The organism is Micromonospora zhanjiangensis, from assembly GCF_042650605.1.
In the GTDB taxonomy this organism is placed as follows: Bacteria; Actinomycetota; Actinomycetes; order Mycobacteriales; family Micromonosporaceae; genus Micromonospora_J; species Micromonospora_J zhanjiangensis.
In genome coordinates, this window is record NZ_JBHSBN010000006.1 from 243,924 (window position 1) to 268,360 (window position 24,437).

Consider the following 24,437-nt stretch of genomic DNA (forward strand, 5'->3'; position numbering starts at 1 on the left):
CCGTACTGCCAGAACGGGCACATGGGAGGATCCGCATGGAAACTGACCATCGACCGAGGAGTACCCGTGGCCGAGACCATCTACGCCACCTTGCACACCAATGCCGGCCCGATCCGGCTGGAGCTCTTTCCGAACCACGCCCCGAAGACCGTGCGCAACTTCGTCGAACTCGCCGAGGGCAGCAAGGAGTACGTCGACCCGCGCACCGGTCAGCCCGGCTCCGGCCCGTACTACGACGGGACCATCTCGCACCGGGTGATCAGCGGCTTCATGGTCCAGATGGGCGACCCGACCGGCACCGGCCGGGGCGGGCCGGGCTTCACCTTCGCCGACGAGTTCCACCCGGAGCTGCGCTTCGACCGGCCGTACCTGCTCGCCATGGCGAACGCCGGGCCGGGCACCAACGGGTCGCAGTTCTTCATCACCGTCGCGCCCACGCCGCACCTGAACAACCGGCACACGATCTTCGGACGGGTCGCCGACGAGGCGTCGGAGAAGGTGGTCGAGGCGATCTCGAACACCCAGACCACCCCGGCCGACAAGCCGGTGCAGGACGTGGTGATCGAGCGCGTCGAGATCCAGCGCGGCCAGGCCTGACCGAACGCGCGGTACCTTTGCTCGCATGACCACGCATCCGGAGCCCGGCGGAGGTGACGGCGTGGGTGAGTCCCCGCCGGCGACTCCGGTCTGCTACCGCCATCCGTCGCGCGAGACGTACGTCCGGTGCAGCCGCTGTGGGCGGCCGATCTGCCCGGACTGCATGCGGGACGCGGCGGTCGGGCACCAGTGCCCGGAATGCGTGGCCGAGGGCCGTCGTACCCAGCGGCCGGCGCGCACCGTCTTCGGTGGCGGTGCCGCCGGCCGGCACGGGTACGTCACCAAGGCGCTGATCGCGGTCAACGTCCTGGTGATGGCCCTGTCCATCTGGTCGGACCGGGGTGGCAACTCGGTGGCCGGCGGTGGACTGGGCGGCCTGATGGGCGGCAGTACCCCGGTCACCAGCTTGGGCGCGGTGTTCGGCGTGGTCTCGCCCACCGGCGTCGCGTACGGCATCCCGGCGGGCGAGTTCTACCGGCTGCTGACCGCCATGTTCCTGCACTACGGCGCGCTTCACCTGTTGCTGAACATGTGGGCGCTGTGGGTGCTCGGCCGGTCGCTGGAGGCCGTGCTCGGGCCGGCCCGGTTCCTGGCCCTCTACCTGGTGGCCGGCGTCGGCGGCAACGTCGCCGCGTACGTCTTCAGCCCCGACCACGCCACCGCCGGCGCCTCGACGGCGATCTTCGGGCTGTTCGCGGCGCTCTTCGTGATCATGCGGCGGCTCGGCCGGGACACCTCGGCGGTGATCCCGATCCTGGTGATCAACCTGATCTTCACCTTCACGGTGCCGAACATCTCCATCGCCGGGCACCTCGGCGGGCTGGTCACCGGCGCGGCCATGGCGCTGCTGCTGGCGTACGCGCCGCAGGGGCGGCGGACGCTGGTCCAGGTGGCCGGCGGCGCGCTGATCGTGGTGGGCCTGATCGCCGTGACGGTGGCCCGCACCGCCCTGCTGCTGGCCACCTGAGGGCCGCCGCTGCCGAGCACGCCTGGGGGCGGGCACGCCTGGGGGCCGTCGCTGCCGGGCACGGTTGGGGGCCGCTGTTGCCGGGCGCGTCCGAAGCCCGACGTCTCAGTTGGCCGCGGCCGGGCCGCCGTGCAGCGACCGGAGGTGTCGCGCCACCTCGTCCGGGGCGGCCCCCAGGTCGGCGCGGCCGAACAGGTGCAGGGTCTCGCCGGTGTCGATCTCCAGCGTCTCGGTGCGCAGCCCGAGCCGGGGTCGGGTGTCCACCCCGATCCGTTCGATCTCGGCCCAGCCGAACCGGCGCGAACCGGCGAGGCCGGTGGCCACCGTGACCCCGCCGGAATCGGCGGTCAACCGGACCGGCGCGACCAGGTCCCGCAGTCCCCAGCCGGCCAGGCCGAGCGCGGCCAGTCCGGCCAGCCAGAGCCGGACCGGATCGCCGTCGGCCAGCAGCACGCCGAGCAGCACGAATCCGGCCGCCCCGCCGAACTTGGCCGCCGGCAGCGTGCGGGGCACGCCCCACCTCAGCACCGACTCCCCCGCACCGGACCGCATCGGTCAAGGATGCCAGCGGTCGCCGGTGCCGCCCGGCTGCGGGGGTGACCGAGTGGCGATGTCGGCCGGGAGCCGGTGTGGCCGAGCGCGGTGCCGGTCGGACGCGGGTGCCGGCCGAGCCGGTCCCGACGTAGGATCGGGGACAGGCCAAGTTACCGGGGAGTAGAGATGAGAGACGCGGTCATCGTCGGCGCGGTGCGGACCCCGGTCGGCCGGCGCAAGGGCGGGCTCGCCGGGGTGCACCCGGTCGACCTGTCCGCGCACGTCCTGCGGGCCCTGGCCGAGCGCACCGCCCTCGATCCGGCCGATGTGGACGACGTGGTCTGGGGTTGTGTCTCCCAGGTCGGCGAGCAGGCGTGGAACGTCGGCCGCAACGCCGTGCTGGCCGCCGGCTGGCCCGAGTCGGTGCCCGGGACGACCCTGGACCGGCAGTGCGGCTCCAGCCAGCAGGCCCTGCACTTCGCCGCCGCAGCGGTCGTCGCGGGGCAGGCAGACCTGGTGGTCGCGGGCGGGGTGGAGTCGATGACCCGGGTGCCGATGGGCACCAGCGCGGGCACCGGCCAGCCGTACGGCGAGCTGCTGCGGGACCGCTACCGGGGCGCCGAGGGTTTCCAGGCCGACCAGCCGGTCCCGTTCAACCAGGGCGTGGGCGCCGAGATGATCGCCGACCGGTGGCACCTGTCCCGCCGCCAGCTCGACGAGTACGCCCTGGCCAGTCACCAGAAGGCGGCGGCCGCCCAGGACGCCGGCGCCTTCGAGGCGGAGATCGCCCCGGTGGCGGTCGGCGACGGGCACAAGGTCTCCGCCGACGAGGGCATCCGCCGGGACACCTCCCTCGACCGGCTGGCCGAGCTGGCCACGCCGTTCAAGGCCGACGGGGTGGTCACCGCCGGCTCGGCCTCGCAGATCTCCGACGGCGCCGCCGCGCTCGCCGTCACCACCTCCGAGTGGGCCGGCCGGCACGGGCTGCGCCCACTGGCCCGGATCCACACCGCGGTGGTCGCCGCGGACGACCCGGTGGTGATGCTCACCGCGCCGATCCCGGCCACCGCCAAGGCGCTGCGCCGGGCCGGCCTCGGCATCGAGGAGATCGGCGTGTACGAGGTCAACGAGGCGTTCGCGCCGGTGCCGTTGGCCTGGCTCGCCGAGACCGAGGCGGACCCGGAGCGGCTCAACCCGCGCGGCGGGGCGATCGCCCTGGGTCATCCGCTCGGCGGCTCCGGTGCGCGGATCATGACCACGATGCTGCACCACATGCGGGACAACGGCATCCGGTACGGCCTGCAGACCATGTGCGAGGGCGGCGGGATGGCCAACGCCACCGTCGTCGAACTGCTCTGATGACCCGCGCGGCGACCCGGCGGTCTCGATGATCACGCAGAGTGTCCGTGGAAGTTGTCAGTACGCCTTACCTCGGTAGAACTTCTGTAATTCAACTTTCATCCATGTCCTGCCGAACCATTCCCCGGTGAATCGTCGTTGAACTGCGCATGGACGTGTTCTCACGTACGTTCCTGCCCGCCGCGGCGGAGGCCGGACTGGCCGTCGCGACCGTCAGCCGGCACATGCCGGTGTTCCGTCGGTGCGTCGAGTCCCGCGACGCCGCCGTCCTCGTCACCCGCTGCAACCGCCCCGACCGGTCCGTGCAGGGCGGCGACTACCTCCTCCTGCTGACCGCCCGCCGACTGGTGGTCACCCAGCAGACCCGGGTCCTGCACCGGCTCCGCCTGCACCTCAACGCGGAGCTACGGCACCTGAGCAACGTCACCTGGAATCCCGACCCCCGGCTCTCCTGCGTCGAGTTGGCCGCCACCGCGGTCGACGGCATCCGCGAGCGGTTCCTGATCCGGACCGGCCACCCGAAGCAGGTGTGGCACCTCGACGCCCTGCTCGGCCAGGCGTTCCGGAGCCAGGACACCAACCGGCACATCCGTTACTCCCCGGGCACCGCCACCGTGCCCGACGCGCTGCCCGGTCCCGGTCGCTCGACGCGACTCACCCCGGCGATCGCCCGCTGACCCGGGCGCGGCGGACCCGTACACGATCCGAACATCGGCGCCACCGCGTCGCGTACCCGCGTCGGCCAAGATGGGTACGTGAGTTCCGACCCGCGGCAACGGGGGCTGGTCCTGGTGGTCGAGGACGAGCCGGCCATCGCCGACCTGGTCCGGCTCTACCTGAGCCGGGACGGCTTCGGCGTACACGTGGAGACCGAGGGCACCGCCGGCCTGGCCGCCGCCCGGCGGCTGCGGCCGGTGGCCTGCGTGCTGGACATCGCCCTGCCCGGGATGGCCGGCACCGAACTCTGCCGCCGGTTGCGGGAGTCCGGCGACTGGACGCCGGTCATCTTCCTCACCGCCCGGGACGACGAGGTCGACCGAATCGTCGGCCTGGAACTCGGCGCCGACGACTACGTGACCAAGCCGTTCAGCCCGCGCGAACTGGTGGCCCGGATCCGCGCGGTGCTGCGCCGCACGGCCGGGACGCCGGAACGGACCGAACGGCCCCGGTCGGTCGGCCCGATCACGCTCGACCCGGGCCGCCGCGCGGTCGCCGTGTCCGGTCGGCCGGTGCAGCTGACGTCGACCGAGTTCGACCTGCTGGCGCACCTGATGAGCCGGCCCGGTCGGGTGTTCACCCGGGAGGAGTTGCTGGCCACCGTCTGGGGCTACGCCGCGCACAGCGGCACCCGGACCGTGGACGTGCACGTTGCCCAGGTCCGCGCCAAGCTCGGCCCGGCGGCCGAGGTGATCCGGACCCACCGCGGCGTCGGATACGCCTGTGTCGGCTGACCCGCCCGACCGGGCGCGCCCCGAACACCACCCGTCCGACCGGCCGCGGCCGGAACACCACCCGCCCGACCGGGCGCGGCCGGAACAGCACCTGACCGTGCCGCTGCCGGTGCTCGGTCCGGCCGGCCCACCGACCGGCCCGGCCGGCCCGGTCGGCCCGGGCGCGACCGGCCGTCCCCGGCGCCGGTTCGGCGCCACCCTGACCGCCCGCGCGGTCCTGGTCAGTTGCGCCGTCGCGCTGATCTCGGTGCTGGTCACCGCCCTGGTGGCGCTGCCGGTGGCGGCCGCCCGGGCCGAGCAGCAGGCCCGCCAGGCGTTGGCCGCGCAGGCCACCCTGGCGGCGCAGAGCCTGCGACCCCGGGTGGACCGCGGGCGTACCGCCGACGAGGAGCGGATCATCCGGCAGTTGCGGGCCGAGAACATCGACGCGTACCTGATCCGGGCCGGTCGGCCCGACCGGACCGGCCTGCCGGACGAGGTCGTCGCCCGGGTCTCCGGCGGCCGGAACTTCTCCGGCCGGGCGAGGGTGGGCGGCACGCCCGCGTTCGTCGAGGGTCGGTTCCTGCCCGGCGGGAACGGTGTGGTGCTGGCCCGGCGGATCGGCACCGGTCTGTGGCGGCAGGTCGCCGGCAGCCTGTGGCTGCCGCTGCTGGCCGGGCTGGCGGCCGGCGTGGTCGCCGGGGCGTTGCTGGCCCGCCGGCTGGCCGGTCCGATCCGCAACGCGGCGACCGCGGCCGCCCGGCTGCGGGCCGGCGACCGGGACGTCCGGCTGGCCGTCGAGCCGCCCGAGGAGGCCGCCGACCTGGCGTACGCGCTGAACGACCTCGCCGCGGCGCTGGCCACCAGCGAGGGCCGGCAGCGGGAGTTCCTGCTGTCGGTGTCGCACGAACTGCGTACGCCGTTGACGGCGATCCGCGGCTACGCCGAGGCGCTGGCCGACGGGGTGGTCGGACCGGAGGGCTCGCAGCGCGCCGGACAGACCATGCTGGCCCAGGCCGAACACCTGGATCGGCTGGTCAGCGACCTGCTGGCGCTGGCCCGGCTGGAGGCGGCCGACTTCCCCGTCGAACCCACCACGGTCGACCTCGGCCGGCTGGTCGCCGACGCCGCGAACGCCTGGAGTGCGCGCTGCGCGACGGTCGGGGTGGTGCTGCGCACCGAGATCCCGGCCGAGCCGGTGCCGGCGTACACCGACGCGGGCCGGATCCGTCAGGTCGTCGACGGCCTGCTGGAGAACGCGCTGCGGGTGGTGCCGCCCGGCGCGCCGGTGGTCCTCGCGGTCCGCCCGGCGCCCGGGGCCGGCGGCGTGATCGAGGTACGGGACGGCGGTCCGGGTTTCACCGAGGACGACCTGGCGGTGGCCTTCGAACGCGGCGCGCTGCACCAGCGCTACCAGGGCGTCCGTAAGGTGGGCAGCGGGCTCGGGCTGGCCCTGGCCGCCGGGCTGGTCCGCCGGCTGGGCGGTGGCATCACCGCCGACCACGCGCCCGAGGGCGGAGCCCGGTTCTCGGTACGCCTGCCGCCCCGCCCCTGACCGTGCCGGGGCTCATCGGGCGACCCGGCGCAGGTAGGTCAGCCCGTCGATGGCGAGCCGGTCCTGCGACGGGGCGAGCGGTCGCCAGATCGAGGCCGCGGTGGCGATGGTCTCGTTCTCGGCGGTGAACGACTCCAGGCAGACCGCGCCGCGGTAGCCGGTCGCCCGCAGCGCGGCGAAGAAACCGGGCCAGTCGAAGTGGTCCGCCCCGGGCGCCCCGCGGTTGGTGCCGCTGACCTGCACGTGCTTGATGTACGGGCCGGCCAGCGTGACGGCCGCGCAGGGATCGGCCTCCTCGATGTTCAGGTGATACGTGTCGAGCATGAGGCCGACGTTGGCCGGCAGGCCCTCGATCATGTCGAGGGTCTGCTCCACGGTGTTGACCACGCTCGTCTCGTAGCGGTTGAGGGCCTCCACCCCGATGCTCACCCCCCGCTCGCCGGCGTACCCGGCGACCGGCGCGAGCGCCGCCCGGAAGTCCGCGTAGCAGGCCGACCGGGCCGCCGGCGACATCCGCCAGGTCCGGCCGACCGCGGCGTAGACCGGGCCGCCGACGCAGCCGGCACCGACCGCCGCCGCGGCGTCCACGCAGGTCCTCAGGTACGCCACGGTCGACTCGACGACCGCCGGCGCGGCGTCCACGAGGTCCCGCCCGGGCGGGGTGACCGCGCAGACGCCGGCCGCGACCAGCCCGTGCGCTGCCAACAGGTCACGGGTACGGACCGGATCCCAGTCGCCGGGTTGCTCGATCGGCAGCTCGACCGCCTCGAAGCCGAACGCGGCGATCTTCGGGATCAGGTCGGCGAGCACCCGGTCGTCGACGGGGGAGGCCCACACCCAGGGGTTGACGCCGATGGCGTACACCGGCACCTACTTCCAGCGCTGCGGGTAACCGGGCAGGTCGGTGCAGCCGCACATCGCGTAGTGCAACGGCGGCATGTTCGGGTCGACGTACTGGTCCAGGTTCTCCTGGGTGATGGTCGGCTGCGGCAGCTTCCACGGGTTGGACACCTGCTCGCCGCCGAGCACCCGCAGCGCGGCGATGATCGGCGTACGCCACTGGTAGGTCGGGTAGGTGGGCGCGATGGCGGTGAGCTTCTTGTCCTTCCACATCTTCAGGAAGTCGAGCTGGTCCTCGCCGTTGATCGGTGGCACGGGCTTGCCGGCGTCCTGGAACGCCTCGACCGCCGCGACGGCGACCGCTCCCGCGTCCATCCAGACGCCGTCGATCGTGCCGTACCGCTGCAGGTAGTCGTCGACGATCTTCTTGGTCTTGGCCGGGTCGCCGTCGGTGAACTCGACCCCTACGACGTTCACCTTGGCCTTGTCGAACGCGATCTTCGCGGCCGACCAGCGGGTCTCCAGCACGTCGACGCCGGGCAGGATGCGCAGGGCGAGCACCTTGCCGCCGGGCTTCATCCGCTTGCTGACGAAGTCGGCCCCGACGTGACCGAAGCCGTAGCCGCCGATCGGGTTGATGAACGTCACCGGGCAGGTCGTGTCGACCCCGCGGTCGAACACGATCACGGGTAGGCCCTTGCGGCAGGCCGCCTCGACGGCGGGGGTGAGCGTGGCGGTGGTGTTCGGCGAGACGATGAGCGCGTCGCAACCCTTGCCCAGCAGGTCGTTGATGTCCGCGATCTGCTTCTGGTCCTTGCCCTCGGCGTCGACGTGCACGAACTCCTTGATCCTGCTCTTGTTCCGCTCCACCTCGGCCTGCATGGTCTTGAAGCCGACCTGCCGCCAGGGGTTGTTCAGCGCGGCGTTCGAGAAACAGATCTTGTACGGGCCGGGCTTCTTGAACTTCGCGGTGTCCACCGGTTTCGGGTTGAGCACCTGCTCCCACGGCTTGTCGGCCGGTCCGGTCGGTGCGGCGTCGAGCAGGGCGAGTTCGTTGTCGTAGTCGGCCTGCTTGAAGAACTTCGAGTGGCCACCGGTGCCCGACCCGGCGGACTCGGACGCGGTGCCGGACGGCGTCGGTGCCGGTTCGTCGGTGGCGCAGCCGGCGAGCGAGAGCACGGTGACAGCGGCCAGGGCCGTGATGGATCGTCGCACTGAATCCCCTTATCTCGACGAAGAACGCATGGACGAGACCGCCACGGCGGCGAGGATGATCGCCCCCTGGACGGTCGGCCTGAGGGCGCCGGAGACGCCGTAGAAGTTCATCAGGGCGAAGAGCGTCTCCAGGGTCAGCGCACCGAGCATCGCGCCCACGACCGAGCCCCGGCCACCGCCCAGGGCGACCCCGCCGAGGACGACCGCGGTGATCGCGCCGAACTCCAGCCCGGCGCCGGCCTGGAAGGAGACCCCGCTGTACCCGCCGAGCAGGACCGCCGCGACGGCGGCGGCGAGCCCGCTGAGCACGAACGCGATCGTTTTGGTCCGTCGGACCCAGACCCCGGCCAGCTCAGCGGTCCGCGCGTTGTCGCCGACGGCGACCAGGGTCCGGCCGAAGTCGGAGCGCATGACCAGCACCGCGAGCGCCCCCGCCACGAGCAGGACCACCAGCGCGTACGGGATCCGGCCGAGCACCGGGACGTCCTCGACCGCCCGCCGGCCGAACCGCCGGAACTCCTCGGACAGGCCACCCCTGGGTGCGCCGTTGGACCACAGGTAGACCGCGCCGACGAGGATCAGGAACATGCCGAGGGTGGTGATGAACGAGGGCACCCGCAGCCGCGTCGTGACCAGACCGTTGACCAGCCCGACGAGCGCGCCGGCGGCCAGCAGCAGCGCCACGACCGGCCAGGTGCGGGACGGGTCGCTGTCGATCAGCCGGGCGGCGACGACGACCTGGGCGGTGACCAGGGAACCGACGGAGAGGTCGAACTCACCGGAGACGATCACGAAGTACTGCCCGGCGGCGAGCAGGACGATCGGTGCGGAGCGGCCGAGGAACGACATCAGCGACGAGGGCGCGAGGAAGCCGGGCTGCCGGACCGCGAGCAGCGCCAGCAGCACGGCGAGGATGACGACGATCGGCAGGACGCCGCCGGGCCGCGGGCGCGGCAGCCGCAGCGGGAACGAACGGTGCTCGACGGTCTGCATGGTCAGGACCGGGCCTTCCGGTAGGTCCGCCGGGCGTAGACGGCCACCGCCGCGATGATGATCACGCCGCGGATCACCTGCTTGAAGAAGGCGTCCACGTCGAGCTGGTTGAAGACGGCGTCGACGCTGGCGAGCAGCAGCACGCCGCCGACGGTGCCGAGCACGCCGCCGCGCCCGCCCGCCAGGGCGGTGCCGCCGAGGACCACCGCCGCGATCGACTCCAGGTCGTACAGGCCCTCGGTGCCCACCCGGGGAGCGCCCGAGCCGAGCCGGCTGGACAGGTAGATCCCGGCGAGACCGGCGCAGAGCGAGCAGAGCACGTGCGCGCCGACGAGCACCCGGTGCGTGCGTACGCCGGAGAGGCGGGAGACCTCCGGATCACCGCCGACGGCGATCAGGTGGTGGCCGAATCGCGTTCGCGTGAGCGTCAGCCAGGCCGCCGCGGTGACGACGAGCAGCAGCAGGAACGACAGCGGCACCGGTCCGACGCGCTGGTAGCCGAGGGTCTGCACGAGCGCGGGCGCGGTCCGGCCGGACGGGCCGTCGTAGCCGTTGTCGAGGTATCCCTTGAGCAGCAACCCGACCCCGACGGTCGCGATGAACGCGTTGATCCGCAGCCGGGTGACGAGCAGGCCGTTGAGCAGCCCGATGCCGGCGCTGACCGCGAGCGCGAGGCCGATCGCCGGCAGCAGTGCGCCGTCGCGGCCGGCCATCGTCTCGGCGGCCACCAGGGTGCTGAGGCTGACCACGTACGCCACGGACAGGTCGAGCGAGCCGCCGAGGATGACCAGGGTCTGACCGACGGCGACCAGCCCGAGGCCGGCGGCGACGTGCAGCAGGCTCACCGTCGTCGACTGGTTGAACAGGTGGCCGCCGTCGACCGTCACGACCAGCCAGCCGAGCGCCAGCACCAGGGCCAGGGCGACGAACACCCCCGGGACGCTCCGCCGGGTCGGCAGGCTCATCGCGGTGATCATCCGGCGGTCCCCCGGTCGGTGCCGACCGCCAGGGCCAGGACGTCCTCCTCGGTCGATCCGGCGGGCAGTTCGCCGGCGATCCGGCCGTCGCGCATGACGACGATCCGGTCGCTCATGCCGAGCAGTTCCGGCAGCTCCGACGAGATCATCAGTACCGCCGCGCCGGCCCGGGCGAGCCGGCGGACGAGGTCGTGGATGGTCGACTTGGCGCCCACGTCGATGCCCCGGGTCGGCTCGTCGAAGAGCAGGATCCCGGGGTCGAGCGCGAGCCACCGGGCCAGCACCACCTTCTGCTGGTTGCCGCCGGACAGGTACCGGATCTCCTGGTCGTCGCCGGCGGCCCGGAGTTCGACGGCGGCGAGCAACTCGCGCAGGCGTCCGGCCCGCGCCGCCCGGCCGGTCCACCTCGGGAAGACGGCCCGACCGGCGAGCAGCCCGTTGTCCAGGACCGACTGCCGGGCGACGAGGCCCTCGCCCTTACGGTCGTCGGTGAGGTACGCGATGCCGGCGCGGATGGCGGTGCGCGGCGAGCGCAGTCGGACCGGGGCGCCGTCGAGCGTCACCGCACCGGCGGTGAACGGGGCGGCTCCGAACAGCGCCCGGGCCAGCGTCGAGCGGCCGGAGCCCTGCAGGCCGCCGATCCCGAGCACCTCGCCGGCGCGCAGCCGCAGGTCGATGTCGTGCAGCTTGTGGTTCCGGCCCGCGCGTACGCTCAGCCGGACCGGGCCGAGGTCGGCGGGACGGGCCCGCTCCGGGTAGTAGTCGGCCAGTTCCCGGCCGACCATGTGCCGTACCAGCTCGTCGACGGTGGTCGCGGCGGTGCCGGTGGTGGTCACCCGCCGACCGTCCTTGAGCACCGTGATCCGGTCGGACAGGTCGAAGACCTCGGTCAACCGGTGCGACACGTACAGCAGGCCGATCCCCCGTTGCTGCAATCGGCGCACCAGCCGGTAGAGCAGTTCGACCTCGTGATCGGCGAGGGCCGCGGTGGGCTCGTCCATGATGAGCAACCGCGCGTCGAGGGCGAGCGCCTTGACGATCTCGACGACCTGCTGCTGCGCGACACCGAGCCCGCCCACCCGGGCGTCCGCCGGCAGCGAACTCTCCCCGATCGAGGCGAGCAGCTCGGCGGTTCCGTCGCGCATCGCCCGCCGGTCGACCAGGCCCCGGCGTACCGGCTCGTGGCCGAGGTAGACGTTCTCCGCGACGGTGCGCTCCGGCAGCAGGTTGAACTCCTGGTGGATGATGCCGATGCCGGCTCGCTGGGCGTCCCGTGGGCCCCGGAACACCCGGGGTGTGCCGGCGAACTCGACGGTGCCCTCGTCCGGCGGGTGCCCACCGGAGACGATCTTCATGAGGGTCGACTTGCCGGCGCCGTTCTCGCCGACCACCGCGTGCACCTCGCCGGGTGAGACGTCCAGGTCGACCGCGTCAAGGACCCGTACGCCGAGGAACGACTTGCCGATGCCCCGGAGGCGCAGCAGGGGTGACGGCGGCGGGTCGGACATCTCAAGTTCCTCACCGAAAGTAGTGGCTGTGGGGGTGTCGATGCGGTCGAACCGATTGCGGGCAGAACCGAGGTGCCGACTCTCGCCATGGCTTTCGCCGAACGGACGTGAACTTTCGCCGAATCCGACCAAACATGGCAGCTACGAGCGTAAATACTTGATGACCATCCCGCAATCCCGGCAGAGTCCCGAATGATTGACGTCGGTCATACGGCCAAAGTGGCGTCCGTCGAACGGCTGATCCGCCGCCCCGAGCTGCCCGCGAGACGGTGGTCGAACCGATTCCACGAGGCAAAAGATTGACACGAGACGATGTCTCACGCATGCTGGCCGCCAAGACCACGGACCAGGTGCATCCTCGACGTAACACAGAGTCACCACCCCCGCGGAACTGACTGCCCGTCGCGGCGGACGGCACGACGATCCCATCGGCACCCCCGCACGCCTCCGGCGCGCTCCCAGGCACAACCTGACGCGCGTACGGCGGTGTGCGGTTACCGCATGCCCGTGGTCGCCACTCGTGCCCCGCTGAAAAGGAGACGGCATGCGTCGCAGATCTCTGCTCATCGCCACGATCACGGGCGTGTTGATATCGCTCGGGCTCGTCCACCCCGCGTCGGCCGCCCCGGCCTTCCGCGCCCTGTTGTTCACCAAGACGGCCGGCTACCGGCACGACTCGATACCCGCCGGAATCTCCATGTTCCAGCAGCAGGCGGCGGCCAACAACTTCGAGCTCGTGCATACCGAGGACGCCAGCGTCTTCACCCCGGCCAACCTCGCCACCTTCGACGTCCTGATCATGTTCCAGACCTCGGGCATGGTGTGGACCACGGCGGCCCAACGCCAGGCGGTCGAGGGCTACCTCGCCAGCGGCAAGGGCATCGTCGCCGTCCACAACGCCACCGACATGGGCATCGAGGGCGAGTACCCGTGGTGGGACCAGACCGTCAACGCCGGTGCCCACATGCCGGAGCACTCGCCCGGTGTGCTGCCCGGCACGGCCATCGTCGCCGACAAGCAGCACCCGTCGACGGCCAGCCTGCCGGACCGGTGGAACCGGAGCGAGGAGTGGTACAACTTCGACGCCAACCCGCGCGGCAAGGTCCACGTCCTGGTGACCGCCGACGAACGCACCTACAACCCGGGCGGCAAGGCGATGGGTCCGGACCACCCGATCTCCTGGTGCCGCAACGTCTCCGGCGGCCGGGTCTGGGCCACCGCCATGGGGCACGCGATCGAGTCCTACAGCGAGACGAACTTCCGCAACCACGTCCTCGGCGGGGTCAAGTGGGCGGCCGGCAACGTGCCCGGGGAGTGCGGCGGCACCGTCTGGAGCAACTTCGAGAAGCGCACCCTCGACAACAGCACGCGCGACCCGATGGCGCTGGCCGTGGCCCCGGACAAGCGGGTGTTCTACGTCCAGCGGGGCGGTCAGATCAAGATCTTCAAGCCGACCACGAACACGACGGTCACCGCCGGCACGCTCAGCGTCTACACCGGCGGCGAGGACGGCCTCACCGGGCTCGCGCTCGACCCGAACTTCGCCACCAACGGCTACCTGTACCTGTACCACTCGCCGGCGAGCAGTTCGACGGACGTCAACCGGGTCTCCCGCTTCACGGTCAGCGGTGACACGGTGAACCTCTCCAGCGAAGTCAAGATCATCGACATCCCGGCGTACCGCGACCGGACGTTCCCGGAGCCCGGGCACACCGGCGGCTACATCGAGTTCGGCCCGGACGGCAACCTCTACATCGGCACCGGTGACGACACGCCGCCGAACCTCGACGCCAACTGGCAGGGCTACGCCCCGCTGGACTGGCGCCCCGGCAAGGCCAACCTCGACGCGGCCCGCAGCGCCGGCAACACCAACGACCTGCGCGGCAAGCTGCTCCGGATCCGGCCCTCGGCCAGCGGTGGTTACACCATCCCGGCCGGCAACCTCTACCCGGAGGGGACGGCGCAGACCCGCCCCGAGGTCTACGCGATGGGCTTCCGTAACCCGTTCCGATTCTCCATCGACAAGGCCACCGGCTGGGTCTACCTCGCCGACTACGGGCCCGACCGGAACCCGCCGACCACCAACCGCGGCCCGGAAGGACTGGTCGAGCTGAACGTCATCAAGTCCCCGGGCAACTACGGCTGGCCGTTCTGCCACGGCAACAACCAGCCGTACGCGCCGTACAACCCGGACACCAAGGTGGTCGGCGCCAAGTTCAACTGCAACGCGCCGGTCAACAACTCGCCCAACAACACCGGCCTGGTCAACCTCAAGCCGATCGTCATGCCGAACATGTGGTACGGCTACCCGGCCTCGCCGGACTTCCCGGAACTCGGCTCCGGCGGCTCGGCACCCATGGGCGGCCCGGTCTACCGCTACGACCCGGCGAACCCGTCCACGACGAAGTTCCCGCCGTACTACGACGGCGTGCACTTCTTCTACGAGTGGTCGCGCAACTACATCAAGGAGGTCCACTTCGACTCGACGACGGCGGTCACCCGGACCAACTCGTTCCTGCCCGGCGGGGGCTACCGCAGCCCGATGGACATGGAGTTCGGCCCGGACGGCTCGCTGTACCTGCTGGAGTGGGGCAGCAACTTCAACGGCGGCAACAACGACTCCGGCCTCTACCGGATCGACTACAAGCAGCAGCCGGGCGGTGGCACGCCGATCGCCAAGGCCACCGGCACGCCCACCAGCGGTAAGGCTCCGCTGACCGTCCAGTTCAGCAGCGCCGGCACGACCGACCCCGACGGCGGGACGCTCAGCTACCAGTGGACCTTCGGGGACGGTGGCACCTCCACGGAGGCCAACCCGTCGCACACCTACACCACCAACGGCAACTTCAACGCGCAGTTGAAGGTCACCGACAACACCAACAAGACCGGCTTCGCCAACGTGCAGATCACCGTCGGCAACACCACACCGGTGGTCACCATCACCGCCCCACCCGACGGCGGCATGCTCACCTTCGGCGACAAGGTGCCGTACAGCGTCAGCGTCACCGACCCGGACGGTGACCCGGTCGACTGCGCCAAGGTGTTCGTCAACCCGGCGCTCGGCCACGACGAACACCAGCACGAGACCACCGAATATCCCGGCTGCTCGGGCACCATCCCGACCAGCCTGCTCGGTGGACACCCGGACGGGGCCAACCTGTACTACGCGCTCAACGCCCGCTACACGGACAACGGCGGTCCCGGCGGGGCGGCCCCGCTCACCGGCTACGCGCGGGTGATCCTGCAGCCGAAGCACAAGCAGGCGGAGTACTTCACCGCCCAGTCCGGCGTCCAGGTCGTCGACCAGGCCGGCGCGGAGAGCACCAAGCGGGTCGGGGACATCTCCAGCAACGACTGGGTGTCGTACAACCCGATGAGCCTGGCGGGGATCACCACCGTCAGCTACCGGGTGGCGTCGAGCGCCGCCGGCGGGACGATCGAGTTGCGGGCCGACTCGCCCACCGGCACGCTGCTGGCCACCACCTCGGTGCCGAGCACCGGCGGCTGGAACAACTACCAGTCCACGCCGCCGGTGAACGTCGCCGCGCTGGCCGGCAGCCACACGTTGTACATGGTGTTCAAGAACGCCAACAACACGTTCGACCTCGACTCGTTCACCTTCGGCGGGGAGGGCGTCGGCCTGCCGGGCGACCCGAACCCGCCGGCTGACGGCGTGGCCGGCAAGACGTGGACCCTCACCGCCCAGCACAGCAACAAGCTGATGGACGTCAGCGGCGTCTCCACCGCCGACGGGGCCCAGGTCGTCCAGTGGGCGTCCACCGGTGGCAACAACCAGAAGTGGCAGGCCGTCGACGCCGGTGGCGGCGCGGTCTACCTGAAGGCGGTGCACAGCGGCAAGTGCCTCGACGTCACGGGAGGCTCCACGGCCCAGGGGACGTACCTGCAGCAGAGCACCTGCAACAACGGCAACCAGCAGAAGTTCACCGCGACCGCGACCGGCACCTCGGGCGTCTACACGGTGAAGAGCGTGCTGAGCGGGCTGTGTGTGGACGTGAACGGCGCGTCCACCGCCGACGGGGCGCGGCTGCTGCAGTGGGGTTGCAACGGCAACGGCAACCAGCGGTGGCGGTTCACCGCGGCATAGCCGATCGGTCACGTCGGGGCGGCGGCCCCGGCACGGTCCGGAGAAGGCCGGCACCGGCTCCCAGCCAGGGGGCCGGTGCCGGCCTTCCGCCGTCGACGGCCCGCTCTTACCCGATCCGAACATCCGGTTGACGGTCCGCTCGCGCTGCCCGGCGATGCTGGCTCGGCACGGTCCCCACGACCCGGCGAGGAACGCCCCAGGAGAGGGAAACCATGAACCGTTGGAAGATCGCTGTCACGACCGGGTTGCTGGCCGCCGTCGGCACGCTCGGGTTGGCCGGCTGCGGCACGGTCGGCGCCGCCCGGGACACCGCCCAGCAGGCCGCGGTCGACGTGGCCGCGGCGATGGGCGCGGACGGGCAGGCGCTCGCGGCGATGGGCTTCGACCCGGAGACGATCGCGGCGGCCGACCCGGCCACGAACCCGTCCGCCACGCCGTCCGCCGGCTCCAGCGCCGGCCCCGGCAAGGCCGATCAGCGGGGCGAGGGTTGGCGCAAGCGCCACCAGGCGCGGGTGCTGCTGCGGAAGAACACGTTGCACGGCGAGGTGGTCGTGCAGACCAAGGACGGTACCAAGACGGTCGCCGTCCAACGCGGCACGGTGACCGCGATCGACGACAAGTCGATGACCGTGAAGTCCACCGACGGCTTCACCATGACCTGGACCTTCGGCCCGGAGCTGAAGGTGGTCGAGAAGCGCACCACGATCCAGCCCGGCGACGTGAAGGTCGGCACGGAACTCGGCGTCGCCGGGACCAAGGACGGCGACAAGGGCGTCGCCCGCCTGGTGGTCGTCCCGAAGAAGAAGTAGGTGCCCGCTCCCGGCGCGGCATGGCTCGGGCGGGCCGGACCGGGGTCGCGGCTGCCGCACCGGCAGCGGCGACCCCACGTCATGCCGAACCGGTCACCCGAGCGGCAGGGCGACGGTGACGACGCCGTCGGTGTCGACCCGCCAGCCCGGCGGGATCAGCGCGGCGCAGGTGCGCTGCGGCGCGGTGCAGATGACGGCGTCGACCGTGGTGGGCGGGTCCGCCGGCCGGTGCGGCAGGACCGACTGGAGCGGCACGATCTCCCGGTGGGCGGCGGGGTCCGACTGGACCAGCAGCACCCACCACGGGTACTCCCAGTCGTCGTTGCCCTGGACCAGCCCGACCCGTCGGGCGCCCGCCGCCTCGACCCGGCCGGCCGCCCAGCGGTACTCCGCCTCCCACTGCGGCCGCCGCAGGAAGCGCAGGTCCTCGTCCGACGTGGTCAGCACCGACCCGGCGCCGACCAGCCGGCGCGGGAACCCGTACGAGACGGCCAGCACGCCGGCGAGCGCGGCGGTGGCCAGCACGGCGACGGCGGCGCCCGCGGCGACCGAGCGCCGGCCGGTCCCGGCCCGCCGGCGGAACAGCGCGTCCAGCCACACCCCGGCCAGCGGTACGGCGAGCACCAGCGCGTAGAGCAGCAGCCGGTTCCCCCACGGCTGCCACTTGATCATCGCGGCGTGCAGCAGGACGGTGAGCACCACCGTCCCCGCGTACGCCCGCAGCACCCCGACGCTGCCCCGAGCGGCCCCGGCCGTCCCGGCCCCGGCCTCGCCCTCGGCCCCCTGAGCCTCGGCGGCCGTTGCCGGTGGATCGGCGGTGATCGCGCGGGGCCGGGCCAGTGCCAGCACCGCGCCGATCAGCGCCAGCGCCCCGGTGAGCGGGAAGGCCACCCGGTCCTCGTCCGGATACCAGGCCGGGACCGGGAAGGTGCTCTGGCCGAACGTGATCGCCCGGTCGTTGGGCGGCACCCCGACTAGGGTGGCGAACCGTTCGATCGCCGTGGCGGAGGCGTGCCGCAGCGGTGCGAGCGGGGTGTCGAACGCGGTGTGCCCGATCCGCAGCAGGTTGACCGCGACGGCGGCCGGGTCGTGCCGCTGCATCGGGATCGAGTCCCGCAGCCGGGGCGGCCCGAGCGGGTTGCCGAACTCGGCCTGCACCCGCAGCAGGAACGGACCGGCGACCAACGCGGTGATCGCCAGCACGGCGGCCGACTGTCCGACGATCCGGACCACTCCCCGCCCCCGTCGTCCGGCGGACCCGGGCGGGCGCAGCGCCAGCCGGAGCTGGGCCAGACCCCAGAGCGCCAGCAGCGGGCCGGCCCCGATCATGCCGCTGGTCTTGGTGATCGTGGTCAACCCGGTCGCCACCCCCAACACCAGCACCGACGCGGTGTCGGCGACCCGGCGCAGGCCGTCCAGGACCAGCGTGCCGACGCAGCCCACCCAGGCGGCCACCACCAGGTCGGTCTGGGTACTGGTCGCCTGCAGGGCCACCATCGGGGTGCCGGCCACCAGGAAGGCGGTGATCAACTGGGCCCGGCGGGAGCCGCCGAGTTGCCCGGCGATCCGCGACGCCACCAGCACGCAGCCGATCCCGGCCGCCCACTGCACCAGGTTGTACAGCGCGTCGCCGCCGGTGAGCAGCCGCAGGTGCAACAGCAGGTACTCGGCGCCGGGCGGGATGGTCACCTGCCGGTGGATGGCGGTCGGCCAGAAGTCGAGGCTGCCCTGGGCCACCCAGTGTTCCACCTTCGGCAGGTGGTACGTCTGCGAGTCGTAGTTGTTCGGCGGGGCGAGCAGCGCGACGACGAGTTCGGCGAGCAGCAGGACGCCGATGGTGGCGATCATGAACCGGTCGCCGCGGCCGTACGACCGCCACCGGTCGCGGAGCCGGAGCGGGCTGGGGGTCCACGGGTGCCGCCGTCGACGCCGGACGGCCAGCCCGACCGCCACGGCCAGGAAGACCAGCCAGCCGACCGCCACCGGGAGGGCGGTCAGGTCGCCGCGAGCGCCGAGCAGCTCGACCGAGAGCACCGCGAACAGTCCCGTACCCAGGGCGGCCCGGACCACCGCGAGCCGCACCGGCCCGACCACGTCGCCCTGGTCCGGCCGGCGTTCGGCGGTGCCGGCGGTCCGAGGACGGCTCGCGTACGTGAGTAGAAGCAGTGCGGCGGCCGGCGCCGCCACGAGCGGGGACCAAACGGCCGGCATGGCCGAAGTAAACACGATCTTCCTGAGCCGCCCGACGTCGGATGCCCGGACGGCAGCCGCCCGACGTCGGATGCCCCGGACGGGCGTACCGGGACGGCGCTGGGCACGAGCGGCCGAGTGCGTCAGAGTACGCTGGGGCGGATATGCCGTCCGCACCCTGGAGACTCCAGTGAAGCTCTCGATCCTGATGCCCGTCTACAACGAGGAAGAACGCCTAGCGGACGCCCTCAAGCAGGCACTGGCGGTCGACTACCCGTGCGAGATCGAGCTGGTCGTCGTCAACGACGGTAGCCGGGACGGCACCGGGGAGATCCTCGGCCGGGCCGACGACACCCGGGTCCGGGTGATCACCCACCCGCGCAACGCCGGCAAGGGCGCGGCGATCAAGACCGCCGTGGACAGCGCCGAGGGTGAGTACATGGTCATCCTCGACGCCGACCTGGAGTACGACCCGCAGGACATCCCCAAGCTGCTCGACCCGGTGCTGGACGGGCGGGCCACGGTCGTCTACGGAAATCGGACCTTCGGCAGCCACAGCGCCTACAGCTTCTGGTACGTGATGGGCAACAAGGCCGTCACCACCGCCGCGAACATCCTCTACAACTCCTACATCGGCGACCTGGAGACCTGCTTCAAGCTCCTGCCGGTGGCGCTGTACCGGTCGCTCGACATCCGCTCCCGCGGCTTCGGCATGGAGGCCGAGGTGACCGGCAAGCTGCTGCGGCGCAAGATCCGCCCGTACGAGGTGCCGATCTCCTACCGCGCCCGTAACCGTGAAGAGGGCAAGAAGATCACCTGGAAGGACGGCGTCGAGGCGCTCTGGATCCTGGGCCGCGAGCGCGCCCGCCGCCAGGCCCGGGTCAGCCGAGGAACGCGCTGATCGACCGGCGCAGCCCGGCCGCGTCCAGGCCGTGCCACCGGGCGTGGTCGGCCGGGGATCCGTAGCGCCGCAGGTCGGTGCGCTCCACGCCGAGGGCCAGCAACCGATGCGGTACGTCCCGCAGCGCCCGCCCGACGGCCGCGCTGGACGTGCCGGCCAGGTACGGCTCCACCAGCACCACCGCCGACCCGGCGAGTTCCCGCACGCCGGCGGCGTCCAACGGTCGGGGCGTGTGCGTGTAGCCGACCGTGACGTCCATGCCGGCGGTGGCGGCCAGGGTCGCCGTCAGCGTCGGCCCGACGGCCAGCACCAGCGGCGCGCCCGCGGTGCCCCGGCGCAGCACCCGGATCCGCCCGTCCCCGGGGTACGCCGCGTCGTTGGTCTGGGTGGACAACCGCAGGTAGACCGGCTCGTCACCGCCGACCGCGGCCCGCAGCAGCCCCGCCACCTCGTCCGGGTGCCCGGGCACGTGCACGGTCCAGTCGCCCAGCGTGTCGAACAGTGCCACGTCCCCCGGTGACATGTGCGTCCGGCCTGCCGCCGACCCGTCGTACGAGCCGCCGATGCTGACCAGCACCGCGCCGACGCCCTGGTGGTCGAGGTCGAGCTTGATCTGCTCGTACGCCCGGTCCACCAGGAACGTCGCGTAGCTGTGCACGATCGGGCGCAGCCCGGTCAGGGCGAGCCCGCCGGCCACCCCGATCATGAGTTGTTCCCGGATCCCGACGTTGAGCACCCGGTCCGGGTGCCGTCGGGCGGCCGACGTGAACGAGGCGGCCGAGATGTCGGCCAGCACCAGCGCGCTGCGCGGGTCGTCGGCCAGCAGGTCGGTGGTGGTTTCGATGAACCGTTCCCGCATCGGCTCAGCCCTTCGTGTTGATCTCGGCCACCACCACGTGCGGCCGGTCCGGTTGGCGCCGGTCGAGGCCGGCCTGGATGGCGTCGTGGTCCCGGCCGTCGACGGTGACGGCGGTCCAGCCGTTCACGGTGAACCGGGCGGCGATGCCGGCCGAGTTGGCCGACCGCGCGTGCCCACCCGCCGACAGTGGCACCGGCGCGCCTGCCGACAGTGGCATCGTGGCGCCCGCCGACCAGCCGTGCGTGGCCGACCGGTTGTCGATCACGATCGCGGTCAGGTTGCCCAGTCCGGTCAGCCCGGCGTACGCGATCGCCTCGTGGTTGGAGCCCTCGTCCAGCTCCGCGTCGCCCAGCAGGACGTACGCTCGGGGGGTCAGCAGTCCCTGGGCGCGCAGGCCGAGCAGCATCCCGACGGCCAGGCCGAGCCCGTGGCCGAGCGAGCCGGAGCCGATCTCGACGCCGGGCACCAGCACGCGGTCGGGGTGGTGCCCGAGGCGGCTGTCCCGCCCGGCGAGATCGTCCAGCCACTCCTCGGGGATGAACCCCTTGGCGGCCAGGACGGCGTAGTAGGCGGCCGGACCGTGGCCCTTGGAGAGCACGAACCGGTCCCGGTCCAGCGCGTCGACGGTGTCCGGGGACACCCGCAGGACGCGGTCGTAGAGCACCCACAGCACGTCCAGTGTGGAATGGGCGCTCGGGCCGTGCTTCTCGTCGCCGGTGACCCGGCTCAGCAACCGCTCCAGCCGGTCCGTCGGCCGCGCGGTGGTCGTCGAGGTCGTCATGCGGATAGCCTGCAAGTTGAAGTCAACTTCAGCTCAATGAGGTGTGATGCACGAGGCAATGACCATCGGCGATCTCGCCGCCCGGTCCGGCGTGGCGCCCTCGGCGCTGCGCTACTACGAGCGGCTCGGCCTGATCCGGGCCAGCCGCACCGGCGGCAACCAGCGCCGCTACGAACGGGCCGAGCTGCGCCGGGTGGCGTTCATCCGGATCTCCCAACAGGTCGGGGTCTCACTGGAGGAGATCAAGGCCGCCCTGGACGAACTGCCCGAGTCCCGGACGCCGACCCGGGCCGACTGGACCCGGCTGTCCCACGTCTGGCGCAGCCGGCTGGACGAGAAGATCGACGCACTCACCCGGCTCCGGGACGACCTGACCGGCTGCATCGGCTGCGGCTGCCTGTCCCTGCAGCGCTGCAATCTCTACAACCCCGGCGACGTCCTGGCGGCCGAGGGTCCGGGCGCCCGGCTCATGCAGCCTCGTTGACCAGCAGCACCTTGCCGAGGTGGTCACTCGCCTCGACCACCCGGTGCGCCTGCGCCGCCTCCCGCAGCGGGACCCGCCGGTCGACGATCGGGCGTACCGAGCCGGCCTCGACCAGCGGCCACACCTGCTCGCGTACCCCTCGGGTGATGGCCGCCTTCTGGTCGAGCGGCCGGGACCGCAGCGCGGTCGCCGCGACCGTGCCCCGCTTGGCCAGCAGGGCACCCAGGTCCAGCTCGCCCTTGCGACCGCCCTGCATGCCGATCACGACGAGCCGGCCGCCGGTGGCCAGCGCGGCCACGTTCGGGCCCAGATACTTGCCGCCGATGATGTCCAGGATCACGTCGGCGCCCTGCCCGTCGGTGACCCGCTTGACCTCCTCGACGAAGTCGGTGGTCGTGTAGTCGATCGTGTGCGCCGCGCCGAGCTCGCGCAGCGGGCCGTGCTTGGCCGCGCGGGCCGTCGCCAGCACGGTCGCGCCGAGCGTCCGGCCGAGCTGGATGGCGAACGTGCCGATTCCGCTGCCCCCGCCGTGCACCAGCAGGGTCTCCCCCTCGGCCAGCCTGGCCAGGTCGACGACGTTGGACCAGACCGTGCAGGCCACCTCGGGCAGCGCGGCCGCGTCGACCAGGTCGACGCCCGCCGGCACCGGCAACAGCTGCCCGGCCGGCACCGCGACCCGCTCGGCGTAGCCGCCGCCGGCCAGCAGCGCGCAGACCTGGTCACCGACCCGCCACCCGGTCACCTCCGACCCGACCGCGCCGATCACCCCCGAGCACTCCAGACCCGGGTACGCCGGCGCGCCCGGCGGCGGCGGGTAGTTGCCCTGCCGTTGCAGCAGGTCGGCCCGGTTCACCGCGCTGGCCCGGACGTCGATCACCACCTCGCCGGGGCCGGGCTCCGGGTCGGGCACCTCGGCCCACACCAGCGCGTCGGGTCCGCCGGGCTCCGGAACGGTGATCGCTCGCATGGCTCAGTCATACCCCACCGGGCCCGGCTTACCCGCGCGGGCCCGGCGCCCCGTGCGGCACCCGCCGTCGCCAGCGTCCGACGCCGGTGCCCCGGCTCGTCTCACGACGGCCGCCCCGCTACGGGACGGCGGCCTCGGTCCAGGCGCGGGTGAGGATCTCGTCGACCGTCTCGGCCGGCGTCTGGTGGGAGTTGTCCAGCCAGAGTCCGAGCCGTGGCGTGGTGGCCCGCATCCCGGCGTCGAGCTGGGCGGGCGTCCACTCGCCGTACCCGTTCTTGGCCCGTCCGGCCTCCCGCCGCGCCACCACCGCCGGCTCCGGCGCGAGCACCACCACCAGCAACGGCCGGCCGACGATCCGGGCGACCTGCGCGGGCAGTTCCGGCCCGAGCACCACATCCTGGAGTACGACGCTGAAGCCCGCCGTGAAGTACGCGTCCGCGGTACGGGACGCCAGCCGGTAGCGCAGCTCGACCTGCCGGACCGCCTCCTCGGTGGGCTCCGGCCCGTACTCCTCCCGGCCGTTGACGATCATGCGGCGGAAGACGTCACCGCGCAGGTGCACCGAGCGCGGCAACCGCTCGGCCAACGCCTGCCCCACCGTCGACTTGCCCGAGGCCATCACCCCGGTGAGCAGAACGATCACCGGCTGGTCCGGTACGGGTGCGGGCACGTGTCGATGGTCGCAGAACCGGGCGGTCGAACGCGGGACGTTCCGCATGGCACACTAGGCACGGCGGGGGCCGGCGAAGCCGGATTCTCCGTCCGGGAGGGTTCGCCTAGTGGCCGATGGCGCTGGTCTTGAAAACCGGTAAGGCAGCGATGTCTTCGTGGGTTCGAATCCCACACCCTCCGCTCCCGCGCAGCGTACAACCTCATCTTCGAACTCGAACTCCGGTGAAGCGCCTGGAAGTCAGGCTGTGGTGAGATCCGTCCGATCGGCGGGGTACGTCCCGCGGATCTGGTCGCCCGACATGACGACAAGGACGTGTCCGCCTTCCGGGAGATCCCAGGTGGCTCGTTCATCGGGGCTGGCAGGACGGGACCGGATGATGGAGCCGCGTTGGACGGCGACTCGCTCCCTCGGTACATCCTCGCGAACCCGGGTGCCGTACCCGTGGACGACATCGATGAGCTGTTCCGTGCGGAGTTGTGCGATCGCCCGTCGGACCGTCGCTCGTCCCACGCCGTAGTCCTGGCCGAGCCGAGCTTCTGACGGCAGGTCCGCACCCGGGGCCAGCTCGCCCGCCACGATCCGTCGGCGAAGGTCGTTGGCCATCTGCCGCCAGCGAGGCACACCCGAGTGCGCGTCGATCATGCCAGGACCGTACGCGGGGCCGAGATTCACATAATGACGTGAGCACGTAAG

The 24,437-nt window shown here is 72.3% G+C and carries 22 protein-coding genes and 1 tRNA gene; 11 read left to right on the forward strand and 12 right to left on the reverse strand.

Going from position 1 to position 24,437, the window contains the following annotated elements:
• Positions 1-66: 66 nt before the first annotated feature.
• Both ACFOX0_RS11875 and ACFOX0_RS11880 read left to right on the forward strand, forming a co-directional pair.
• Positions 67-597: a peptidylprolyl isomerase gene (locus ACFOX0_RS11875; RefSeq protein WP_377544744.1), complete on the forward strand. Its 531-nt coding sequence runs from the start codon at positions 67-69 to the stop codon at positions 595-597.
• Between the two features lie 61 nt (positions 598-658).
• Entirely contained in the window at positions 659-1,564 is a 906-nt protein-coding gene (locus tag ACFOX0_RS11880; RefSeq protein WP_377544898.1) for a rhomboid family intramembrane serine protease, read from the forward strand.
• A gap of 105 nt (positions 1,565-1,669) precedes the next feature.
• Here ACFOX0_RS11880 and ACFOX0_RS11885 read toward each other — a convergent pair whose 3' ends face one another.
• The gene (locus ACFOX0_RS11885) at positions 1,670-2,116 is read right to left on the reverse strand and encodes a PH domain-containing protein (RefSeq protein WP_377544746.1); all 447 of its coding nucleotides are present in this window, start codon (positions 2,114-2,116) and stop codon (positions 1,670-1,672) included.
• 168 nt (positions 2,117-2,284) lie between these two features.
• Here ACFOX0_RS11885 and ACFOX0_RS11890 point away from each other — a divergent pair, with 168 nt between their 5' ends.
• The 4 genes from ACFOX0_RS11890 (at position 2,285) to ACFOX0_RS11905 (ending at position 6,442) form a co-directional block, all read left to right on the forward strand.
• Positions 2,285-3,457 (forward strand): thiolase family protein, encoded by a 1,173-nt coding sequence (locus tag ACFOX0_RS11890; RefSeq protein ID WP_377544748.1) that lies wholly within the window; start codon positions 2,285-2,287, stop codon positions 3,455-3,457.
• Between the two features lie 149 nt (positions 3,458-3,606).
• Positions 3,607-4,134 (forward strand): hypothetical protein, encoded by a 528-nt coding sequence (locus ACFOX0_RS11895; RefSeq protein WP_377544751.1) that lies wholly within the window; start codon positions 3,607-3,609, stop codon positions 4,132-4,134.
• A gap of 78 nt (positions 4,135-4,212) precedes the next feature.
• Positions 4,213-4,908, forward strand: a complete 696-nt coding sequence (locus tag ACFOX0_RS11900) for a response regulator (RefSeq protein ID WP_377544753.1) — start codon at positions 4,213-4,215, stop codon at positions 4,906-4,908.
• 91 nt (positions 4,909-4,999) lie between these two features.
• Positions 5,000-6,442, forward strand: coding sequence for a sensor histidine kinase (locus ACFOX0_RS11905; protein ID WP_377544900.1), 1,443 nt, complete (start codon positions 5,000-5,002; stop codon positions 6,440-6,442).
• A gap of 12 nt (positions 6,443-6,454) precedes the next feature.
• Here the strand turns inward: ACFOX0_RS11905 and ACFOX0_RS11910 are convergent, their stop codons facing one another.
• From ACFOX0_RS11910 to ACFOX0_RS11930, 5 genes are read right to left on the reverse strand one after another with little or no spacing between them, the layout of a single operon-like run.
• Positions 6,455-7,306, reverse strand: a complete 852-nt coding sequence (locus ACFOX0_RS11910) for a sugar phosphate isomerase/epimerase family protein (RefSeq protein ID WP_377544754.1) — start codon at positions 7,304-7,306, stop codon at positions 6,455-6,457.
• A 6-nt stretch (positions 7,307-7,312) separates the two neighbouring features.
• Positions 7,313-8,497: a substrate-binding domain-containing protein gene (locus ACFOX0_RS11915; protein ID WP_377544756.1), complete on the reverse strand. Its 1,185-nt coding sequence runs from the start codon at positions 8,495-8,497 to the stop codon at positions 7,313-7,315.
• A gap of 9 nt (positions 8,498-8,506) precedes the next feature.
• Positions 8,507-9,490, reverse strand: a complete 984-nt coding sequence (locus tag ACFOX0_RS11920; protein ID WP_377544758.1) for an ABC transporter permease — start codon at positions 9,488-9,490, stop codon at positions 8,507-8,509.
• A gap of 2 nt (positions 9,491-9,492) precedes the next feature.
• A complete protein-coding gene (locus ACFOX0_RS11925; protein ID WP_377544760.1) occupies positions 9,493-10,467 on the reverse strand; it encodes an ABC transporter permease in 975 nt (324 codons plus the stop codon).
• Entirely contained in the window at positions 10,464-11,975 is a 1,512-nt protein-coding gene (locus tag ACFOX0_RS11930) for a sugar ABC transporter ATP-binding protein (RefSeq protein WP_377544763.1), read from the reverse strand. The genes ACFOX0_RS11925 and ACFOX0_RS11930 overlap by 4 nt, the downstream gene beginning before the upstream one ends.
• 544 nt (positions 11,976-12,519) lie before the next feature.
• Between ACFOX0_RS11930 and ACFOX0_RS11935 the strand changes: the two genes are divergently transcribed.
• Positions 12,520-16,080 carry a ThuA domain-containing protein gene (locus ACFOX0_RS11935; RefSeq protein WP_377544765.1) on the forward strand — a complete coding sequence of 1,187 codons (3,561 nt, stop codon included), beginning with the start codon at positions 12,520-12,522 and terminating at the stop codon, positions 16,078-16,080.
• Between the two features lie 212 nt (positions 16,081-16,292).
• Positions 16,293-16,889 carry a hypothetical protein gene (locus tag ACFOX0_RS11940; protein WP_377544767.1) on the forward strand — a complete coding sequence of 199 codons (597 nt, stop codon included), beginning with the start codon at positions 16,293-16,295 and terminating at the stop codon, positions 16,887-16,889.
• 93 nt (positions 16,890-16,982) lie between these two features.
• On the opposite strand, the gene ACFOX0_RS11945 is transcribed toward ACFOX0_RS11940, so the two are convergent.
• Positions 16,983-19,100 (reverse strand): hypothetical protein, encoded by a 2,118-nt coding sequence (locus tag ACFOX0_RS11945; protein ID WP_377544769.1) that lies wholly within the window; start codon positions 19,098-19,100, stop codon positions 16,983-16,985.
• A 169-nt stretch (positions 19,101-19,269) separates the two neighbouring features.
• On the opposite strand from ACFOX0_RS11945, the gene ACFOX0_RS11950 reads away from it, so the two are divergent.
• Positions 19,270-19,980, forward strand: a complete 711-nt coding sequence (locus tag ACFOX0_RS11950; protein ID WP_377544771.1) for a glycosyltransferase family 2 protein — start codon at positions 19,270-19,272, stop codon at positions 19,978-19,980.
• Here the strand turns inward: ACFOX0_RS11950 and ACFOX0_RS11955 are convergent.
• Positions 19,961-20,839 (reverse strand): transketolase family protein, encoded by an 879-nt coding sequence (locus ACFOX0_RS11955; RefSeq protein ID WP_377544773.1) that lies wholly within the window; start codon positions 20,837-20,839, stop codon positions 19,961-19,963. The two genes, ACFOX0_RS11950 and ACFOX0_RS11955, sit on opposite strands and share 20 nt — an antisense overlap.
• A gap of 4 nt (positions 20,840-20,843) precedes the next feature.
• Positions 20,844-21,620 carry a transketolase gene (locus tag ACFOX0_RS11960; protein WP_377544775.1) on the reverse strand — a complete coding sequence of 259 codons (777 nt, stop codon included), beginning with the start codon at positions 21,618-21,620 and terminating at the stop codon, positions 20,844-20,846.
• 46 nt (positions 21,621-21,666) lie between these two features.
• Here ACFOX0_RS11960 and soxR point away from each other — a divergent pair, with 46 nt between their 5' ends.
• Complete coding sequence (gene soxR / locus ACFOX0_RS11965; protein ID WP_377544777.1) at positions 21,667-22,104, forward strand: redox-sensitive transcriptional activator SoxR; 438 nt, start codon at positions 21,667-21,669, stop codon at positions 22,102-22,104.
• Here the strand turns inward: soxR and ACFOX0_RS11970 are convergent.
• Both ACFOX0_RS11970 and ACFOX0_RS11975 read right to left on the reverse strand, forming a co-directional pair.
• Positions 22,088-23,071 (reverse strand): NAD(P)H-quinone oxidoreductase, encoded by a 984-nt coding sequence (locus tag ACFOX0_RS11970; RefSeq protein ID WP_377544779.1) that lies wholly within the window; start codon positions 23,069-23,071, stop codon positions 22,088-22,090. The two genes, soxR and ACFOX0_RS11970, sit on opposite strands and share 17 nt — an antisense overlap.
• Before the next feature lie 118 nt (positions 23,072-23,189).
• The gene (locus ACFOX0_RS11975) at positions 23,190-23,741 is read right to left on the reverse strand and encodes an AAA family ATPase (RefSeq protein WP_377544781.1); all 552 of its coding nucleotides are present in this window, start codon (positions 23,739-23,741) and stop codon (positions 23,190-23,192) included.
• 95 nt (positions 23,742-23,836) lie between these two features.
• On the opposite strand from ACFOX0_RS11975, the gene ACFOX0_RS11980 reads away from it, so the two are divergent.
• Positions 23,837-23,923: transfer RNA gene (locus ACFOX0_RS11980), tRNA-Ser, on the forward strand.
• Positions 23,924-23,981: 58 nt separating this feature from the next.
• Here ACFOX0_RS11980 and ACFOX0_RS11985 read toward each other — a convergent pair.
• Positions 23,982-24,386, reverse strand: a complete 405-nt coding sequence (locus ACFOX0_RS11985) for a GntR family transcriptional regulator (protein ID WP_377544782.1) — start codon at positions 24,384-24,386, stop codon at positions 23,982-23,984.
• Between the last annotated feature and the right edge of the window lie 51 nt (positions 24,387-24,437).

Excerpts from the sequence above, each read along its gene's own strand:
- ACFOX0_RS11885 (WP_377544746.1), bottom strand. The coding sequence starts at position 2,116 with ATGCGGTCCGGTGCGGGGGAGTCGGTGCTGAGGTGGGGCGTGCCCCGC.
- ACFOX0_RS11890 (WP_377544748.1), top strand. The coding sequence starts at position 2,285 with ATGAGAGACGCGGTCATCGTCGGCGCGGTGCGGACCCCGGTCGGCCGG.
- ACFOX0_RS11895 (WP_377544751.1), top strand. The coding sequence starts at position 3,607 with ATGGACGTGTTCTCACGTACGTTCCTGCCCGCCGCGGCGGAGGCCGGA.
- ACFOX0_RS11920 (WP_377544758.1), bottom strand. The coding sequence starts at position 9,490 with ATGCAGACCGTCGAGCACCGTTCGTTCCCGCTGCGGCTGCCGCGCCCG.
- ACFOX0_RS11925 (WP_377544760.1), bottom strand. The coding sequence starts at position 10,467 with ATGATCACCGCGATGAGCCTGCCGACCCGGCGGAGCGTCCCGGGGGTG.
- ACFOX0_RS11930 (WP_377544763.1), bottom strand. The coding sequence starts at position 11,975 with ATGTCCGACCCGCCGCCGTCACCCCTGCTGCGCCTCCGGGGCATCGGC.
- ACFOX0_RS11935 (WP_377544765.1), top strand. The coding sequence starts at position 12,520 with ATGCGTCGCAGATCTCTGCTCATCGCCACGATCACGGGCGTGTTGATA.
- ACFOX0_RS11940 (WP_377544767.1), top strand. The coding sequence starts at position 16,293 with ATGAACCGTTGGAAGATCGCTGTCACGACCGGGTTGCTGGCCGCCGTC.
- ACFOX0_RS11945 (WP_377544769.1), bottom strand. The coding sequence starts at position 19,100 with ATGCCGGCCGTTTGGTCCCCGCTCGTGGCGGCGCCGGCCGCCGCACTG.
- ACFOX0_RS11955 (WP_377544773.1), bottom strand. The coding sequence starts at position 20,839 with ATGCGGGAACGGTTCATCGAAACCACCACCGACCTGCTGGCCGACGAC.
- ACFOX0_RS11960 (WP_377544775.1), bottom strand. The coding sequence starts at position 21,620 with ATGACGACCTCGACGACCACCGCGCGGCCGACGGACCGGCTGGAGCGG.
- soxR (WP_377544777.1), top strand. The coding sequence starts at position 21,667 with ATGCACGAGGCAATGACCATCGGCGATCTCGCCGCCCGGTCCGGCGTG.
- ACFOX0_RS11970 (WP_377544779.1), bottom strand. The coding sequence starts at position 23,071 with ATGCGAGCGATCACCGTTCCGGAGCCCGGCGGACCCGACGCGCTGGTG.
- ACFOX0_RS11985 (WP_377544782.1), bottom strand. The coding sequence starts at position 24,386 with ATGATCGACGCGCACTCGGGTGTGCCTCGCTGGCGGCAGATGGCCAAC.